Raw genomic sequence first — 18,762 nt, forward strand, 5'->3', positions numbered from 1 at the left:
GGGGACGATATAGATGGATGAAGTACTATTATCTGTTAATTTAATTTGGGTGATGCTCGGCACTATTTTAGTATTCTTTATGCACGCAGGTTTTGCCATGGTTGAGGCAGGATTTACCCGTTCAAAAAATGCGGTCAATATCATCATGAAGAATTTCCTTACTATTTCACTTGGAGGCATCGTCTATTTTTTATGTGGCTACGCCATTATGTTTGGTGACACAGTAGGTGGTATTTTCGGTACTAGTGGCTTTGCATTAAAAGGGGTTGATGATCTTTCATTCTTTATCTTCCAAACGATGTTTGCCGCAACAGGAGCAACTATTCTATCTGGGGCTGTTGCAGAACGTACTAATATTTTTGCTTATATCGGAGTCATTATACTCATGTCTTTAGTCGTTTATCCTGTTGTAGGTCACTGGGTTTGGAGTGGCCAAGGTTGGTTAACTGATCTAGGTTTTGTTGACTTTGCGGGCTCTACTGTTGTTCACTTAACAGGTGCTGTAGCAGCATTTGTCGCGGCTGTTATGGTTGGACCACGACTTGGTAAATATGAAAATGGTCGAGTTAATGTCATTACAGGACACAGTATTCCATTAGGAGCTCTAGGTGTATTTTTACTTTGGTTTGGTTGGTTCGGCTTCAATGGCGCCTCTACTTTAGCCGCAGATCCTGAACTCGTTCCTAGTGTCATTGCCAATACATTTTTTGCGGCAGCTGCTGGTGTGGCTGCTACCGCCTTCTATACAAAATTTCGATATGGACATATCGATGGCTCCCTTACATTAAACGGTGCATTAGCAGGGCTTGTAGGGATTACAGCTGGTGCCGCAAACGTCAGCATTACCGGCTCTCTTATCATTGGCATGATCGCTGCTCCATTACTTGTCGAAGGTGTACGTTTCCTAGAGTGGAAGCTAAAAGTTGATGATCCAGTTGGTGCGATTGCTGTTCATGGTATTTGTGGTATCTGGGGGACATTGGCAGTTGGTTTATTTGACATTGGTGGTCAAGGCTTATTTTATGGCGGAGGCTTTGGTCTCCTAGGTATTCAAGCAATTGGTGTCATCGCAACAATTGCCTGGGTTAGCGTATCTGTGGCAGCTGGTTTATTCATCATCAAAGCATTTGTACCATTACGCGTAACAGCTGAAGAGGAGATTGCTGGTTTAGATGTAATTGAACACGGAGCTCCTGCCTACGAATTCCAAGATATTTTCAAAAGCTCTGCAATACGAGGAGAAACCTTCGCTCACCGTTTAACACACTTCGGTAAAACACAGAACAATGCACAGGAAGAACAACACGTATAGCTAGTAAAAAAACTGCCCCTTATCTATAGATCTGGGGCAGATTTCCTTTTTTAATGAACTGCTCTGATTGATTTTAGGAGCACATTGTTCATCTCTTTATCGAGAAAGCTCGAAGCGATTTATATCTTTATCAAAAGTACTTTTAACTACGCTTAAAGTGATCATTCCTGTTAAACCCTTAATTTGACCTCTTAGTAACCTACTTTTTAAAAATTTAAACTTTCTCTAACTCAAGTAAAAACTGTTTCATATCTAGGCCACTTCGAAAACCTGTTAATTGACCGTTTTTTCCAATAACACGATGGCATGGGATGATAGCTAAAATTGGGTTCGCACCAATCGCACTACCTACAGCTCTAACTGCTTTAGGATTACCAATCCGTTGTGCGATATTTCCATATGATGTTATTGAACCATAGGGTAATTCTTTTAAGGCGTCCCAAACTGCTAATTGAAAAGGTGTTCCTTTCACATGGATCGGTAGGTCAAACTCTGTAAGCTCCTTATTAAAGTAGGCTGTTAGCTGATCTTTATACGGTTGTAATTTTTCCGAATTTTCTTCAAAACAATACCCTTTAAAAGGTTTTTTAGCCCATTCTTCAACTTCATTGAAAGATGCATTCGGTGTCCCTATATAAACAAGCCCTATATTTGAAGCCACTATATACATATCCCCCTGTGCATACATTAATGTATCAAAATACAATATTTCCATTCCCACATCTCCCCTACTTTCTTCTATATTAATCTGCAACTCCAGTCATTTCATGCTACAGTTATTTTAATGACGATAACAAAGGAGTATCAGTAAATGAATACGCTGTATGAGCCTGCCATTCACTTTCAACAAGTTCATTTTTCAGTAAATGACAAAATGATATTAAAGTCAATTACTGGATCTTTTCCAAAAGGTAAAATTACTACCCTAGTTGGCCCTTCTGGTGCAGGTAAAACAACTTTACTTAAATTATGTAATGGCCTACTTTCACCAACAAAAGGGCACATACTAATTGATAATCACCCCATCTCTACATATGAGCCCACAGCTTTAAGAAGACATGTTGGTATTGCTTTACAAGCAGCTCCAATGATAGCTGGCACTGTGCTAGAGAATCTTGCACTCCCTCGCATACTACAAGGAAAGGAGCTGTCACAGCAGGAGGCTGTTCAATATTTAGAGGATGTCGGATTAGACGCAAGCTTCTTACAGCAATCAACAAACGAATTATCAGGCGGACAACGCCAAAAGGTATCCATTGCACGAACTCTTATCAATCAATCCTCTATTTTGTTATTAGACGAAATAACATCTGCACTGGATCGTCAATCCGTACAAGAAATTGAAAAGTTAATAGCCACTATTAACAAAAAATACAATGTCACTATGATTTGGATTACACATAATTTGCATCAGGCATTAACGATAGGTCACTATACATGGGTTATGATGGATGGCGAATTAATCGAAACTGGTAAAAGCGCTTTACTCAGCGCACCGACGAACCCACGTGTAGCAGAATTTGTACAGGGGGTAAACAAATGACATTTACTGCTCTATCCCTAACATTAATTTTTGTATGTATTCCTCTACTTTTATCCAAAACATTAAGGTTAGGGCTTGAAAAAGAAACGCTTATTGCGACCTTACGATCCATTATTCAATTGCTCACTGTTGGCTATATTTTAAAATTTGTTTTTGACGGAAGCAGCTATATCTATATTTTTCTCATGGTAGCACTAATGATTATAGTTGCTACGTTAAATGCACGAAAAAAAGGCGAAGGCATTAAAGGAATCACCTCGAAAATAGCACTTACACTTGTTGTGATAGAAATTGTTACACAAGGTGTCTTATTAGGCTTCAAAATTGTTCCAGCAACCGCCCAGTATATAATCCCCATTAGTGGTATGTTAATTGGCAATTCGATGGTGCTGTCCATTTTATTCTTAAATCGTTTTACAGCTGAAATTACTAGCCATAAAGATCAAATGGAATTAATTTTATCGCTAGGTGGCACACCAAAGCAGGCCGTACATCGACAACTAATCAATGCCGTAAAAGCGAGTATGATTCCTACTATCGAAAGCCAAAAAACAATTGGTTTGGTGCAACTACCAGGTATGATGAGTGGGCAAATCATCGGCGGTGCTGACCCGATCCAAGCTGTACAATTTCAACTTTTAATCATTTTTGCACTTCTAACAACTGCAACATTATCCAGCATCATGATTGGCTTTTTAAGCTATCCTGTGCTATTTAATGAACGAATGCAAATACTCGATATGAAATAATTGTTAAGCTGAATTTAATATAGTTTAAATAATTTGTGTTATACTAAGAAGAAAATGCAGTTAGGAGAATGACCATGTTATTACGCGATTTTTTCATCCATTTATCTGAAAACCAACTATTAAATAGTACTGCAAAGAAATATGGCCTAAAATTAGGAGCACAAAGTGTAGTAGCTGGTACAAATATCGAAGAAACAATTGCAAGCATCAAAGAACTAAATGCACATAATATTTCTTGTACAGTAGACAACCTAGGTGAATTCGTTTCAAGTAAAGAAGAAGCAACTGCCTCAAAAGAAAAAATCCTTGCTGTGGTCGAATCCATCCATGAGAACGGTGTTGCTGCACATATTTCATTAAAACCATCTCAATTAGGTTTAGACATCGATGTTGATTTTTGTTATGACAACCTGTATGAAATCGTAGAAAAAGCCGCTTCTTATGATATATTTGTTAATTTTGACATGGAAGACTACGGTCGTCTTCAAACATCATTTGATATGGTAGAAGAGTTATCTAAAACATTTAATAATGTTGGAACAGTAATCCAATCATACTTTTACCGTGCAAAAGATGATATCGAAAAGTTCAAGGACTACCGTTTACGTATCGTAAAAGGTGCTTATAAAGAGCCTGTCGAAGTAGCTTATCAAGATAAATTAGATATCGATTTAAACTTTATTGAGTTGATTGAATATCATTTGCTACACGGCAAATTTACGTCAATCGCAACACATGATCACAATATCATCGCACATGTTAAACGCTTTGTAGCTGATCATAATATTCCGCTTGATAAATTTGAATTCCAGATGTTATACGGTTTCCGTACTGACATGCAGAAAGAGCTTGCAAAAGAAGGCTATAACTTCTGTGTATACGTTCCATTCGGTGAAGATTGGTACGGCTATTTTATGCGCCGTTTAGCTGAGCGTCCTCAAAACCTTAACCTTGTAACAAAGCAAGTGTTTACGAAAAAAACGAATACAGTTCTTGCTGTAGCAGCTGGTGCATTCGTTCTTGGACGTTTAACAAAACGTAATAAGTAAAAATAGAAAAGAACCTTTCCGCTAATGCGGTAAGGTTCTCTTTTTATTTGTTCCATCCTTTTTCTTTAAAGCGAGCAATGGCCTCAATACGATTACCAACGTTTAGTTTTTCTAAAATCGTTGAAATATAATTACGAACGGTTCCAGCAGATAAAAATAGCTCTGCGGCAATTTCCTTCGTAGTCTTACCTTCTGCCACAAGTGTCAGTACCTGACTTTCCCGATCTGTTAAAGGATTTTCGCTATCATCTTCATAGACAAAATCAACGAGTTCTGGTGCATAAATTCGTTTGCCGTCCATTATTGTGCGAATCGCACTCACTAATTCCTCTATAGGACTATCCTTTAGTAAGTAGCCTCTTACACTTGCTTTTCTAGCGCGCTCGAAATAACCTGGTCTAGCAAATGTAGTTAAAATGATGACTTTACAATCAGAGCCAGAGCTATGCATTTCTTCTGCTGCGTCTAGTCCCGTTTTAACTGGCATTTCAATATCCATAATACAAATATCAGGCTGATACTCTTGCACAAGCATCAATGCTTCCTCACCATTTTTTGCTAAGCCAACGACCTCCATATCCTCCTCCATACTAAGTAAAGAGCGAAGAGCGCCTAATAGCATCCCCTGATCTTCAGCAATCACAATTCGTATCATGTCCACAAGCCTCTTTTCTATATGTTCTTCAGATTTCCTTTGCCATTCTGATGCGTAATAGCCACTGGAATGGTTACCGTTAATGTAGTACCTTCAACACTTTCAATCTTAACGGACCCATTGATAAACTCTAAGCGTTCACGCATTCCTTTCAATCCGTTACCAGTTTTCCATGCTTGTTTTTTCGTAATCCCTTGTCCGTTATCTCGAACTACTAAGTAAACTTCTTTAAAGTTTTGATGGAAAGCAATTTCGCATTTTGTTGCCCCACTATGTTTTACAACATTATTGACCGCCTCTTTTAAGCACATTGATAACACATTTTCTACAAGCGGTGGAACTTGCAATGCGTTTTTATCGCCATCAAAGACAAATTCCATTTCTGCCGCCTTTAATATTTGAGAGATTCGCATTAGCTCATCCTCAAATTTCGCGGTGCGCATCCCTGAAACTAATTCACGAACCTCTTTTAAGGCAATACTAGCAGTTTGTCGTATATCCTTAATCTCAATTAAAGCTTGCTGTGGGTCACGTTCAATCAACCGAGAGGCTAGGTCACTTTTTAAACCTATCATGGATAATTTTTGTCCCAATGTATCATGTAAATCTCGAGCTATACGTTGTCGTTCCTCAAAAATAATTAACTCAGCAATACGTTCATTGGCTGTTTCTAACTGTCCCTCTAGGTTTTCACGTTTATTTTTGGAATAAATCGTTAATGGCAATAGCACAACAGCTAATATGGTTAACACAACAAAAGGTAGCTGCGATAAAAATAACTGAAGCTCAACAAAGAAACCAACACCTGTAGAAATAACTGTAAACCCTATATGTAGACCGTACATAATATAAAAGCCGACGGGTCTTCTTATGTTTCCAATAAAAAATGCTGTGAAAATGGATAGATATACATAGCCATATAAAATGGTCATGACAATATTTATGACCATTTCAAAGCTGATCCACATATAAACTAAACCGCTTTTCGAATTCATGGAAAATCGATAGAAAATAAAATAGAGCATTAAAAACGTAATTCCTATAGAAATTTCTATATAAGATGATTTCCTAAAAATGAAGAAAAACGGTAGGAAACAAAAAATAATCCATAAATACACACTGAGCATTGGACTATTCGGGATAATACTATGCCATTTCCTCAACATAATCTCACGCTCTTTCCTACTTTTCCCTTATTATAACAAGAAAATTGATTTTTTGCCTGTGCATGCTTTGGACAAGCCCCTTCCATTTACATAAAACAGCCATCTCCCTTTCAGAGATGGCTGTTATTAGTTAAGCGGCAATACTGCCTCTAGCTTTGCGTTTTATAATTTCATTTACTTCTTTAAACGAAATAAATTTACCTTGCTCTTCATCATACAACTTGTAACGTAATGATTCTAAACTTGTACCTAAAGTAATTGTTGTCGCCATGTGCAATGGTGGTGTTTCATTGTGTGCCTTTTCAAGATTATAGTTCGGTACACGAGGAGCTAAATGATGGACATGATGGAAACCGATATTCCCTGTAACCCACTGTAAAATTTTTGGTAATTTATAGTATGAGCTACCTTCAACTGCGGCTTTTACATAATCCCACTCTGTGTCATGTTCAAAGTAAGAATCTTCATACGTATGCTGAATATAAAATAACCAAATACCTAGGGAACCTGCAATAAATAATGTAACGCCTTGGACTAATAAAAATGCTTGCCAGCCCATGAAGAAAATTAAAGCGGCACAAAGTCCAACAATGACAATATTCGTTAACATTGTGTTGAAACGTTCCTTTTTCTTTGCATCCTTACGATTAAAACGATTTAAGACAAGTACCATATATAAAGGTCCTAACCCAAACATAACGAATGGATTACGATAAAAACGATACCATAATCGTTGACCCTTTGAGGCTTGCATATATTCTTCCACTGTCATCATATCAATATCACCGATACCACGCTTGTCTAAGTTCGAGCTTGTTGCATGGTGAATTGTATGTTCACGTTTCCATTTTTCATATGGGAATGATGTTATCACTCCTGTAAAAAATCCAACCCAGTCGTTTGCCTTTTTACTTTTAAAAAATGAACCGTGTGTACAATCGTGAAAGATTATAAAAGTTCGTACAACAAATCCAGCTGAAATAACACTTAAACCGGCTGTTAACCAAGGTGAAACATCCACTAACAAATAACCAGCCACCCACAACGCAATTAACGGTACAATTGTATTTATCATTTGAAAAACACTTTTACGCATATCAGATTTAGCAAATGGCGCTACATCTTGGCGTAACTTTTTCGTTTTTTCTTTAATTGTTGCCATCTTTTACTCCCTCGTTTCCTTTTCCTTATGATCTCATCATAAAGCAAGAGTACAAGTCAGTAACAGACGCAAACATCACAAAAAGGATATGACATTTGTCATATCCTTTTATGATTTTGGTCCAATCAAATGTAGCTGATAGAACACAAGGTCTAGCCATTGTTCAAACTTATAGCCTGCATTTTTTATTGTCCCTGCATATTCAAAGCCTAATTTTTCATGTGCTTTAATACTACCTATGTTTTCTCCGTCTATGCCAGCTACAAGTGTTTTTACACTATTCTCTTCTGCAATTGCTATCAGTCTGTGCATGAGCTTTGTAGCAATGCCTTTTTGATAATGCTCTTTATGCACGTAGACGGAGTGCTCCATTGTATGTTTATAACCTGGATAAGGACGGAATTGACTATAGGTTGCAAAGCCAGCAACAACACCATTTTCTTCAAATACTAGCAATGGATTTCCTAATGTTTGCTGCTCCTTAAACCATTGCTCTTTTTCATCTAAAGTTTGTATTTCATATCGATAGACTGCCTTGCTTGTTAAAATAATATCATTATAGATGTCCAAAACCTCAGGTATATCTTTTATTGTCATAAATCGAATCACTTTGCTCACGTCCTTCCGAAATTATCCTCATGTTTAATGGCAAGAGAAGTAGATATAGATAGGCTTTCAATCCACTATCTATATCCATCCTATTTTACTCCCTATACATTGAAGTAACGAGCATCAGGATGAGCAAAAACAATTGCTGATACAGATGCTTCTGGCTCCATCATAAAACCTTCTGTTAGATGAACGCCAATATCCTCAGGCTTTAATAAACCAAATAGTTTTTCCTGATCCTCCAAGTTAGGGCATGCAGGATAACCGAATGAAAAACGTTGGCCTTGATATTTTGCTGCAAAACGATCTCTCATTGTGAAGTCTGTTGCATCAGGGAATCCCCATTGGTCACGAATTTCTTGATGCATACGTTCAGCAAAGCCCTCTGCTAATTCTAGTGCAGTTGATTGTAAGGCATGACTTTCAAGGAATTTACCATCCTCTTTTAATTGGCGAGCTTTGGCCATAACACCTTGTCCTGCTGTTACCACCATGAGAGAAATATAATCCATTTCACCACTCTCCACAGTTTTTAAGAAATCAGCAAGACATAAAAATGGTTCAACCTGCTGACGTGGGAAGGTAAAACGTTCAATTTCTGTCTTTCTATCAGCAGGATCATAAACAACTACATCATCGCCATCTGCTTGAGCAGGGAAAAATTGATACAAACCTGAAGGCTTTAATAGATCACTTTTTAAATAATCATCTACTAAATCCTTTAACTCTGTTGCTCTTGTATCACCAGCATCAAGCAACTGCTGAACTTGCCCTTTCAAGCCTAAATGGTGTCCCAGTAATGTACGCATATTAACATATGGATATAAATGCGATACTGCATAATCTTTCTTCACATGGCGGCGTAAATCAGCTGGTAAAAATACGGATGCTTCCTTTACTGTACGCGCAGGCTTTATCGTTACCTCTTTCGCGGGACGAGCAGCTCGTTTTTCATCAGCCTCTAACCGTTTTTGACGAGATTCCGCAATTTCTGCTAAGAAGTTTGCACGTGTCCCATCACCCATCAATAAATTTGCTTGCTCTAATCCTTGCATAGCATCCTTTGAATAAATAACTGGACCATCATATTCATTGGCAATTTTTGTTTCTGTAAAGCGTCGAGAAAGTGCAGCTCCACCAACTAAAATAGGTACATCTATTCCAGCCTCTTTGAAATCTTGTGCAGTAGTGACCATCTGCTGCGCTGATTTAACCAGTAAACCGGATAGCCCAATAAAATCTGGTTTTTCCTTGCGAATAGTTTCTATCAATTGTGCAGGCGTTACTTTAATTCCTAAATCCACAACCTTAAAGCCATTATTACTTAAAATAATATCAACAAGATTTTTCCCAATATCGTGCACATCACCTTTTACAGTGGCAAGTACCATTTTCCCTTTACCGGCACTCTCTTCATCCTTCTCCATGAATTGCTCTAAATGTGCAACAGCAGCCTTCATAACTCCTGCTGATTGTAAAACTTCTGCTACAATGAGTTGGTTATCATTAAATAATCGACCTACCTCAGCCATACCCTCCATTAAAGGACCATTAATAATATCAAGCGGTGCCTCAAAGATTTCACGTGCAGCATCTAAATCCTCAATTAGACCTTCTTTTGTACCTTCTAATATATAGTAAGCTAAACGACCTTCAACCGTTTTCGGAATATCTGCTTCGGTTTTTTCCTTCTTTTTATCACGATAGAAATCTGTGAACACAGCCAATGTTTCATCATTTGTATTAAACAGCAAATCATTTGCTAGTTTAATTTCCTCTTCAGGAATGGATGCATAACGCTCCAGCTTCTCTGTATTAACAATGGCATAGTCTAAACCAGCCTGTGTACAATGATAGAGATACACAGCATTAAGAACTTCACGACCGACTGGTGGTAAACCAAATGAGATATTACTTACACCAAGTACGGTTAATGTCTGTGGCAGTTTTTCTTTGATCAAACGAATCCCCTCAATTGTTTCAAGAGCTGAGCCAATATACTGCTCATCTCCAGTACCTACTGGGAACATCAATGGATCAAAGATGATATCTTCTGGTTCAATTCCCCATTTTTCGGTTAATAGCTGATAGGACCGTTCAGCAATTTCAAGCTTGCGATGACGATCAACCGCCATTCCTTTTTCATCAATTGTTCCAACGACTAAGGAGGCGCCATACTTCTTCACGAGTGGCATTACTGCATCAAATCGTTCTTCATCATCTTCTAGATTAATAGAATTAATGATGGCTTTCCCTTGGGAATATTTTAATGCTTCCTCAATTACTTTTTCATCTGTTGAGTCAATAACAAGAGGAACCTTAACTTTTTTCACAACCTCCTGCATAAAGCCACGCATATCAGCTAATTCATCACGATCTGGGTTGGCTAAGCAAATATCAATAACATGGGCACCATTTTTTACTTGTGCACGTGCAATTTCCGCTGCTTCCTCAAATTTCCCATCAATAATCAAGTTCTTAAATTTTCGAGAGCCAATAACATTCGTTCTTTCGCCAATAAATAATGGGCGCATAGAATCGTCATACAATAATGGCTCAATACCTGACACTACGTGACCATGTGTTTTTTCTGGTAGCTGGCGGGGTTGTTCATTTTTTAAAACTTCACGAATGGCTGCAATATGAGCTGGAGTCGTCCCACAGCATCCACCTACAATGTTAAGCCAACCTTTTTCTGCAAAGCCTTTTAACTTTTGCGACAAAGAATCTGGAGACTCATGATAACAACCTTCTTCATCCGGTAAACCTGCATTCGGATAACAGCTAATATAGCCTGTTGAAAGTTCTGCTAATGAACGAATATGATCCGTCATAAACTCTGGTCCTGTCGCACAGTTTAAACCAACTGATAATGGTTTAATATGCTCTATAGAAATATAAAAAGCATCAATCGTTTGCCCTGCAAGTGTAGTACCCATAGGCTCAATTGTTCCTGATATCATGACCGGTAGCTCTTTTCCAGTAGCTTCGAAAGCACGTGCTACGCCAAGTGTACCTGCTTTTACATTTAACATATCCTGACTTGTTTCTAGTAACAGCACGTCTGATCCTGCCTCTATTAATGCTTTCGCTTGTACATAGAAATTTTCCTCAAGCTCATCAAATGTAATACCACCTGTTACTGACAACGTTTTTGTTGTTGGACCCATAGCTCCTGCAACAAATCGTGGCCAATCAGATGTTGAAAAATTATCAACTGCTTGTCGAGCAATTTCGACAGCACGTTTATTAATTTCTTCTGCTTTTGCGCCAAGATCATATTCATTTAATACAAGTGGTGTTCCGCCAAATGTATTCGTACAAATAATATCTGCGCCTGCCTCTAAATATTTTTGGTGAATTTTCTCAATGACATCAGGTCTCGTTAGCACAAGATTTTCATTACAACCATCAAGCTCCTCACCACCAAAATCCTCTGCTGATAAGTTTTCGTTTTGTAGCATTGTTCCCATTGCGCCATCAAGAATTAAAATACGTTTCTCTAGTTGTTCTTTAATCAAGTGCTTAGCCATGTATACTTACTCCTTTTTTCTGTTCATCCAATTGCTCTATATATTTCATCAACTCTAGTGTCACATCGTAGCGTAAAAATGGTGTAATGAGGTAAATGCCGTTGAAATATTGTGCAGCCACTTCTACTAATTCCTTGGCAATGGCAATTCCTTCAAAGGTTGCACGTTTCTTATCATCACCACAGGCCTTCATCCTCGCTAATGCATCTTCAGATAATTTTATGCCCGGTACTTCATGATGTAAAAATTCAGCACTTTTATAACTCGTAACGGGCATAATCCCAATATAAATCGGTGCTTGTAAATGCTTTGTTGCCTCATAAATTTCCACAATTTTTTCCTTTGTGTACACTGGCTGTGAAATAAAGTAGTCTGCACCATGTTCAATTTTCTTCTCTAAACGTGCCACAGCACGATCTAATACACGGACATTTGGATTAAATGCAGCAGCAACTGAAAAATTTGCTTTTTTACGAAGTGGTTTACCTGAGAATGAGACCCCTTCATTTAACTGCTTAATTAATTGGATAAGTTCCATTGAAGATACATCATAAACACTTGTTGCACCTGGGAAATCTCCAACTTTTGTTGGGTCACCTGTAACAGCTAATACATCATGAATCCCTAATGCATTTAACCCCATTAAATGTGATTGCAGACCAATTAAATTACGATCTCTACATGTAATATGTGTAAGTGGTCTTACACCATAAGTGTTCTTCAACAATGCCCCCATGGCAATATTGCTAATTCGTGGGGAGGCTAGTGAATTGTCCGCCATCATGACTACATCTGCGCCTGCATCATATAATTGTTTTGCTCCTTCAAGGAATCCATCAATCTCTAAATGTCTAGGTGTATCTAGCTCTACAATTACAGAGCGTTCACGTTTTACTCTTTCATGAAGAGGTTCATATTTTGTTGGCTCTGCTTCGCGAACAACCTCAATCTTTGCTGGTTTTGCATGTTTTTCATTAACGGGTGATAACTCTTCTAAATATTTCTTCGCTGCTGCTATATGCTTTGGTGTCGTACCACAGCAACCACCAATTAAGCGCATTCCTTGGTCACGCAGCTCCACAGCCGCTCGACCAAAATAATCAGCCTCTGACTCATAAACAACACGCCCATCTTCTAAGTCTAGAAGTGAAGCATTCGGATAAGCTGACATAAATGCCTTCTCAGGAAGTTCTACACCTTCAAATGCTTGAATTGTATGATGTGGTCCTAGTCGACAATTGACACCAACAATATCTGCACCTAGTGCCTCTAGTTCATGTAGGGCGTTATTTAAAGACATACCATTTTGTAAAACACCAGGCTCATGCATAGACACTTGTGCAATAATCGGTAGATTTGTTTTTGCACGTAGCATCGTTAATGTAGCTGTTAATTCTTCAAAATCATAATAGGTTTCGAGTAAAAGGCCGTCTGGATTACCTGCAAGTAAAACACTCGCTTGTTCTTCAACAGTCGCTATTATTTCATCTAATGTTGCATCACTTTTACGAATACCACGAATACCTCCAATTGTCCCTAAGACAAATTGACCTCCGTCTGCCGCAGCTCTCTTCGCAATTGTGATAGCCGCTTCATTGAACTGTTGGACACGTGATTCTAATCCATAGCGAGCTAATTTGATGGCATTTGCACCGTACGTATTCGTTTGAATAATGTCAGCACCAGCCGCAATATACTCTCTATGAATCTTTTCAATTAACTCTGGTCTTTGAACATTCATTTCCTCATGACAATACTCCAAACCATAGCCATAAAGCACTGTCCCTATTGCACCGTCTGCCGTCAATACATGCGTTTTTAACCTTTCAAGCAATCCCATAAAACTAGCCTCTCTTCCTATATCTCTGTATAATAAAAAGCCTTCTTTTATAAAAAGAAGGCTTTAACGATTCGTCATTGTTGTTCCTTCTCATCTTCGACTCAGCGGTCTTCTGGATTTAGCACCTGACAAAAAGTTGGTTGCTGAAGCTTCAATGGGCCAGTCCCTCTGCTTCTCTTGATAAGAATTAAGTATGAATTTTTTAAATAATTAAAAGAATCATATCGTTTACTAACGAATGAGTCAAGACTATTTCACGTAACAAAGTAATTTTTCGCTTAAAATCTTAGAAATTGGCTAGATCCTCCGCAAGCGCCTCTCCAATTTTTTTCCCATTTTGAATGCAAGCACCAATACCTACTCCAAAATAAGAACAACCTGCAATCGATAGATTCGGATAGTTTTCATTCAGCTCCTGTAGTAACCCTTGTAACGCTTCTCGGTGAGCTAAGTCATATTTAGGCATCTGATCAATCCATTTAGTTACATTAACAACTGTTGGCTTGTCCTCTATTCCGAGGCTTTTTCTAACATCTTCTAAAGCAACGGCTGTCAATTCTTCGTCAGTCATAGCACGTAATTGCTCATACGCTGGATTGATACTTTTATAAAAGAGTCGTACAAGTAATTGGTTGTCTTTTGATGTATGCTTCCATTTACGGCTTGTCCAAGTTGCGGCATTACAAGTAACGTCAGAATGATGTGAGACGATATAGCCAGTACCATCTGCTGGCAGTTTAGAATCTGGCACATCAAAACCTAAATACATGGTAATCGCTGATGCTGTAGTAAATTGGTCAAAATAACGGTTTAATGATTCATCCTGTATTAGACTTTGTACAGCTTCATTCGGTAATGCTAGAACGACATAATCTGTCTCAATATTTTCTCCATTTGCTAAGGCAATCGTGTACTGGTTATGTTGTTTTTTAACATTTATTGTTGCGACACCTTTGATGATTTCTACATCTGTTAATGTTTGTTCAAGTCGATCGATTAAAGAAGATAAACCATTTTTAAAAGATATAAATTTCTTGTTAGCAGCTTTAACAAATTGCTCACGATTCGCATCAAAACCTTTAATGATGCTTCCATAATCATTCTTATAGTCAATCAAATACGGTAAAGTAGAGGCAATGGAAAGCTGGTGTAAGTCACCTGAATAGACACCTGCAAGAACTGGTGCAATTTGATTTTTCACAAGCTCCTCCCCTAAATAATAGGTTAAAAACTCTCCTATCGAGCTTTCTTTCGTGAAATCTTGGTTTGGTAACGTCAAATCCTTTAATGCTTCTTGTTTACCTTGCTCTGAGATCAGTGTACTTTCCTCAAGAGATGCCAAACTCATTGGTATACCGAATGTAGAATCTGCTGGAATAGCATGGAGTTCATTATTCGTATAAATATAGGAAATACCTGTTTCGTTGTAAACTAGATCCTTTTCAAATCCAAGCTCCTGAACTAACTCCATCACGCCTTTATGACGGGCTACAATTGAATCCGCACCCGTTTCCATGATAAAGCCTTGTTCATACGCTGAATATAATTTACCACCTAAATATGTATTCTTTTCTACAAGTACTAGCCGAACATCTAAATGCTTTTTCTTCACTTGACGTTGTAAATAATGCATTGTGCATAATCCTGTAATACCGCCACCTAATACAACTACTGTTTTCATAGTAAACCGCCCCTATTTTTAGTTCTTTCTATAAGTATAAACCTATTTTGATTTAATATTACGTTCAATCCTTTACAAATTTAGCAAAAATAGAGCTACCTCATCATTGAGATAGCTCCTTCTTTTTGGATTTAGAAATATGTAGCTCTTTAAGATCCAAGTATTATTAGATGGACTACACAACACACATATTAATAGGTACTATAGTGTTTAATAAGCCTAAAAATATGAAAACATTGAAGTGACTACTAGTAGTCTATCCTTTTAAATTTTGGGCAAAGCTCGCTAAATTCTCTGCTGAATTCGTTACTTCAGTAAATGAAGTACCTAACTCACCTAATATAGCAACGATTGCTTGTATTTTCGTAGCCATACAATCATTTTGATCTTTTGCTTCTGTCATTGCCCCCAATATGCTTGTAAATTGGCCTTCTGTCTGTAACATATTTTCCTCACCAGACGCCACTTCTTCTTGAATATTTGTAAGCGAAAGCTCTAATTTCTCTGTCCGTTCACTCGTTTTTTTCAATAGCAATGCAACTGCTGTAACCGATTCTTTTGTTTGAATAGATAATTTACGAACTTCATCAGCTACTACACTAAAGCCCTTACCCGTTTCTCCAGCGCGGGCAGCTTCAATTGCAGCATTCAAAGCCAGCAGATTAGTTTGATTAGCAATATTAGTAACGACACTCATAATCGTTTCCATTTCCCTAGACATACCTGATAATTGTTCTATGTTTTCTTCTATATCATGAAGTAAATGAATAATATTGTGCATATTCTGTGATTGATTTTTTAGACGTTTTCGACCTTCAAGTGCTTGATTTTCAGCTAATGTAGACACATCAAGTGATTTTTTAGCCAGTAGTTTAATTTCATCAGATTGCTTACTTAGGTAGCAAAATGAATTATTTGTCTCCTGAGAGATTGTTGCAAGTTCTTCGGAAGAATCTACAATTTGTCGTTCGATTGCTTCTTTCTCATGCTCCATTTTTTCTTTCAATTGTTCGACAGTGTTTTCAAAAGCTTCTAAAACGAGCTGTTGCTCAAAATTACAAATTTTCGATATAGCTCTTATCGTATTAAACTGATCTTGGGGGTGTTCTATATTTTTTTCAACCAAATCAATAAATGATATAGATAAATCTTGGAATGCACATATATACCATTGTGTTCTAAGCCCAATGTGGACATGCACCTTTGCAATCTTTACACGCCTTTGGTAATACACCTCATCAATCGTTCCGTTAAACATTTCAATAATATGCTGTCGTAACGTTACTTTAAGCTTTTCTACTGAACTATGATGACTAATAATATCTACCAAATGATGTTCTGTTCCTATCATGTTGTAAAAACGGTTTACGATGTGATCTACATTCTCCTTAACATATGGCTGGAAAGCCTTTAAATATTGTAAGTCTTGTTTTGTTAAGTTCAGCATCTCAATTTGCTTCACCATAGATTGGCTATTAGACAAATCCATTTTCACTGTGTATTGCTGTAAATCCAACACCTTGGTCTTTCTCTGCTTTTGAAAAATCACACATCTTCCCTCTTTCATTCCGTTTACTTTCAGCAGGCTGAGAAACATCAAATACCCTTTAACATATTGATTGATATAAGAAAAAATACCGATAAAATCAGATTAGCCCTATTTCTATGTTTACATAGGCTAGTTCTATTTTATCTGACCCACTTCCTCCAAAAGCGTGTCGAACATCTTATAAAAGGTAATCTGCACTCAGCTAACAGATCTAGTCAATACATGACTAACAGTAGTTTTATTTAAGTATGCTTCTTTTCAAAATCACTCATATACCTTAATCATTTTATAAATGACTGTCAATCTTATAAATACCATTTATTTACATAAAATGCACAGAAAGTCCTTCTAGTCAAAATAATTATAGTAGAAAAGAAAAAAGCTACCACTATATCATTTGGTAGCTTTTTCACCTATTTTCTTGTTTAATATGCATGTTTTTTTTATATTTTTTCTATTTTCTTATTTATCTTCTTTAAATTTCACTATATTACTATTTTTTAGCTTACTCTACGATACCCTTATATACCTAATTAAACATAGATATAATAAACATAAGTACCTACATTACATAGTTGAATAAATAATTCTAAATTCCTACGTATTATTTACACGAAATTTACAATCCTTTAAGTTCCTGTAATATTTTAACGGCATCTTCAATGCCAGCATCTACTGCGAGTCCATACCACTTGATGGCTTCTTTCAGATTTCTAGCAATTCCTTCACCTTTATTATAAATATGCCCAAGTTGTAGCTTTGCATCAGCATCCCCTTGAAGTGCAGCCTGTTTAAACCAATGGATACCTTTTTCAACATTGCGTATACCTGCTAATCCATTACTCCATATATATCCTAAATCATAGAAGGCATCTACATGATATTGAGAAGCGGCTCTTTCATACCAGAATAGTCCACGATTTATATCTTTCGTTTGCCCTAATCGCCCCTCTAAATATAGCCCACCAAGACGATATTGTGCTTCCACATATCCGGTTTCAGCAGATTTTTTATAAGCACTGAAGGCTGCTTCTTCATCTATTTCAACGCCTAACCCCTGCTCATAGATAATCCCTAGTGTAAACATCGCCTCTGCAACGTTCTTTTTAGCAGCATAGTCAAACCATTTTTTTGCTGATGTAAAGTCCTTTAGTACACCCTCACCATTAAAGTACATATCTGCTAAATTATTAGCAGCATCCGCATGTCCCTGTAAAGCTGCTTTTTCATATAATGAAAATGCTTGAGCATAATTTTCTTCAACACCAATGCCCTCAAAGTAAAAATTCCCTAGCACATATTGGGCATCGGCATTACCCTGAACAGCAGCTAATTCAAACCATTTTAAAGATTTTTCAGGTTGAAAATGTTCGCCTTCTTTCGCGTTGTAGTATTCCCCTAGTTGATATTGGGCGTCAGCATCCTGCTCCTCGACCGCCTCTTTATATAAATCAATAATTACCTCATGATCTAAATCCTCTTCATCTAAAATAACGACTTGTTCATCTTGATGACGGAAATACCATTCAACAATATCAAGTACATCATCTACAACTTCTATATTATTTGCTAATTTTTCTAGCGAAGAAATTTGCCAAACAAGAATATAGATAGGTTGGGGGATGGCATCACGCAAGACATCATCATATTCCGCTAACAGTGTTAATACATTCTCCTGTACGGATTTGGCCTGTTCTGAATGGACAATTTGTAAATGACGTTGTTGCTGTTCTTTTAATAGCCCCCGCACTATTTGATACAATATTTTTTGCAAGGCTGTTAGGTTAACTTCAGCAATTGTAAGTAATTTTATATTTTGAGCAAACCATTGATTTTCTGTTTGTGTTAGATTTTGTAGGGAATCAATTCGTTCTTTATTTCGCTTAGCTAAAATTTGCTCGTACATTGTTTTCC

14 protein-coding genes and 1 riboswitch are annotated in these 18,762 nt (G+C 37.3%); of the genes, 4 read left to right on the forward strand and 10 right to left on the reverse strand.

Translation table 11 applies throughout. The annotated features are described in order from the left end of the window. Nucleotides 1–13 precede the first annotated feature (13 nt). The gene (locus GJU32_RS20030) at nucleotides 14–1,312 is read left to right on the forward strand and encodes an ammonium transporter (protein ID WP_155593687.1); all 1,299 of its coding nucleotides are present in this window, start codon (nucleotides 14–16) and stop codon (nucleotides 1,310–1,312) included. Nucleotides 1,313–1,526: 214 nt separating this feature from the next. Here GJU32_RS20030 and GJU32_RS20035 read toward each other — a convergent pair whose 3' ends face one another. Continuing rightward, complete coding sequence (locus GJU32_RS20035; RefSeq protein ID WP_155593688.1) at nucleotides 1,527–2,027, reverse strand: methylated-DNA--[protein]-cysteine S-methyltransferase; 501 nt, start codon at nucleotides 2,025–2,027, stop codon at nucleotides 1,527–1,529. A 96-nt stretch (nucleotides 2,028–2,123) separates the two neighbouring features. On the opposite strand from GJU32_RS20035, the gene GJU32_RS20040 reads away from it, so the two are divergent. The 3 genes from GJU32_RS20040 to GJU32_RS20050 all read left to right on the forward strand — a co-directional run bounded on the left by GJU32_RS20040 (nucleotide 2,124) and on the right by GJU32_RS20050 (nucleotide 4,653). Continuing rightward, nucleotides 2,124–2,855: an ABC transporter ATP-binding protein gene (locus GJU32_RS20040; protein WP_155593689.1), complete on the forward strand. Its 732-nt coding sequence runs from the start codon at nucleotides 2,124–2,126 to the stop codon at nucleotides 2,853–2,855. After that, the gene (locus tag GJU32_RS20045; protein ID WP_155593690.1) at nucleotides 2,852–3,604 is read left to right on the forward strand and encodes an ABC transporter permease; all 753 of its coding nucleotides are present in this window, start codon (nucleotides 2,852–2,854) and stop codon (nucleotides 3,602–3,604) included. Before GJU32_RS20040 ends, GJU32_RS20045 begins: the two co-directional genes overlap by 4 nt. A 74-nt stretch (nucleotides 3,605–3,678) precedes the next feature. After that, on the forward strand, nucleotides 3,679–4,653 hold the full coding sequence (locus tag GJU32_RS20050; RefSeq protein WP_155593691.1) for a proline dehydrogenase family protein: 975 nt from the start codon (nucleotides 3,679–3,681) through the stop codon (nucleotides 4,651–4,653). Between the two features lie 43 nt (nucleotides 4,654–4,696). Here GJU32_RS20050 and GJU32_RS20055 read toward each other — a convergent pair whose 3' ends face one another. The 9 genes from GJU32_RS20055 to GJU32_RS20095 all read right to left on the reverse strand — a co-directional run bounded on the left by GJU32_RS20055 (nucleotide 4,697) and on the right by GJU32_RS20095 (nucleotide 18,754). After that, nucleotides 4,697–5,308, reverse strand: a complete 612-nt coding sequence (locus tag GJU32_RS20055) for a response regulator transcription factor (protein ID WP_155593692.1) — start codon at nucleotides 5,306–5,308, stop codon at nucleotides 4,697–4,699. 17 nt (nucleotides 5,309–5,325) lie between these two features. After that, nucleotides 5,326–6,474 (reverse strand): sensor histidine kinase, encoded by a 1,149-nt coding sequence (locus tag GJU32_RS20060; RefSeq protein WP_420798393.1) that lies wholly within the window; start codon nucleotides 6,472–6,474, stop codon nucleotides 5,326–5,328. Between the two features lie 130 nt (nucleotides 6,475–6,604). Next, nucleotides 6,605–7,636, reverse strand: a complete 1,032-nt coding sequence (gene desA, locus GJU32_RS20065; protein WP_155593694.1) for a Delta(5) desaturase DesA — start codon at nucleotides 7,634–7,636, stop codon at nucleotides 6,605–6,607. 108 nt (nucleotides 7,637–7,744) lie between these two features. After that, nucleotides 7,745–8,245: a GNAT family N-acetyltransferase gene (locus GJU32_RS20070; RefSeq protein ID WP_155593695.1), complete on the reverse strand. Its 501-nt coding sequence runs from the start codon at nucleotides 8,243–8,245 to the stop codon at nucleotides 7,745–7,747. A 101-nt stretch (nucleotides 8,246–8,346) separates the two neighbouring features. Next, complete coding sequence (gene metH / locus GJU32_RS20075) at nucleotides 8,347–11,778, reverse strand: methionine synthase (protein WP_155593696.1); 3,432 nt, start codon at nucleotides 11,776–11,778, stop codon at nucleotides 8,347–8,349. Continuing rightward, the gene (locus GJU32_RS20080; RefSeq protein WP_155593697.1) at nucleotides 11,771–13,618 is read right to left on the reverse strand and encodes a bifunctional homocysteine S-methyltransferase/methylenetetrahydrofolate reductase; all 1,848 of its coding nucleotides are present in this window, start codon (nucleotides 13,616–13,618) and stop codon (nucleotides 11,771–11,773) included. Before GJU32_RS20080 ends, metH begins: the two co-directional genes overlap by 8 nt. Nucleotides 13,619–13,705: 87 nt before the next feature. Next, a riboswitch (SAM riboswitch) is annotated at nucleotides 13,706–13,805 on the reverse strand. Between the two features lie 99 nt (nucleotides 13,806–13,904). Continuing rightward, nucleotides 13,905–15,299 carry a protoporphyrinogen oxidase gene (locus tag GJU32_RS20085; RefSeq protein WP_155593698.1) on the reverse strand — a complete coding sequence of 465 codons (1,395 nt, stop codon included), beginning with the start codon at nucleotides 15,297–15,299 and terminating at the stop codon, nucleotides 13,905–13,907. Between the two features lie 256 nt (nucleotides 15,300–15,555). Beyond that, the gene (locus GJU32_RS20090) at nucleotides 15,556–16,848 is read right to left on the reverse strand and encodes a globin-coupled sensor protein (protein WP_155593699.1); all 1,293 of its coding nucleotides are present in this window, start codon (nucleotides 16,846–16,848) and stop codon (nucleotides 15,556–15,558) included. Nucleotides 16,849–17,467: 619 nt separating this feature from the next. Then, the gene (locus GJU32_RS20095) at nucleotides 17,468–18,754 is read right to left on the reverse strand and encodes an SEL1-like repeat protein (protein ID WP_155593700.1); all 1,287 of its coding nucleotides are present in this window, start codon (nucleotides 18,752–18,754) and stop codon (nucleotides 17,468–17,470) included. Nucleotides 18,755–18,762: the final 8 nt, after the last annotated feature.

The organism is Lysinibacillus cavernae, from assembly GCF_009724685.1.
Taxonomy (GTDB): Bacteria; Bacillota; Bacilli; order Bacillales_A; family Planococcaceae; genus Lysinibacillus; species Lysinibacillus cavernae.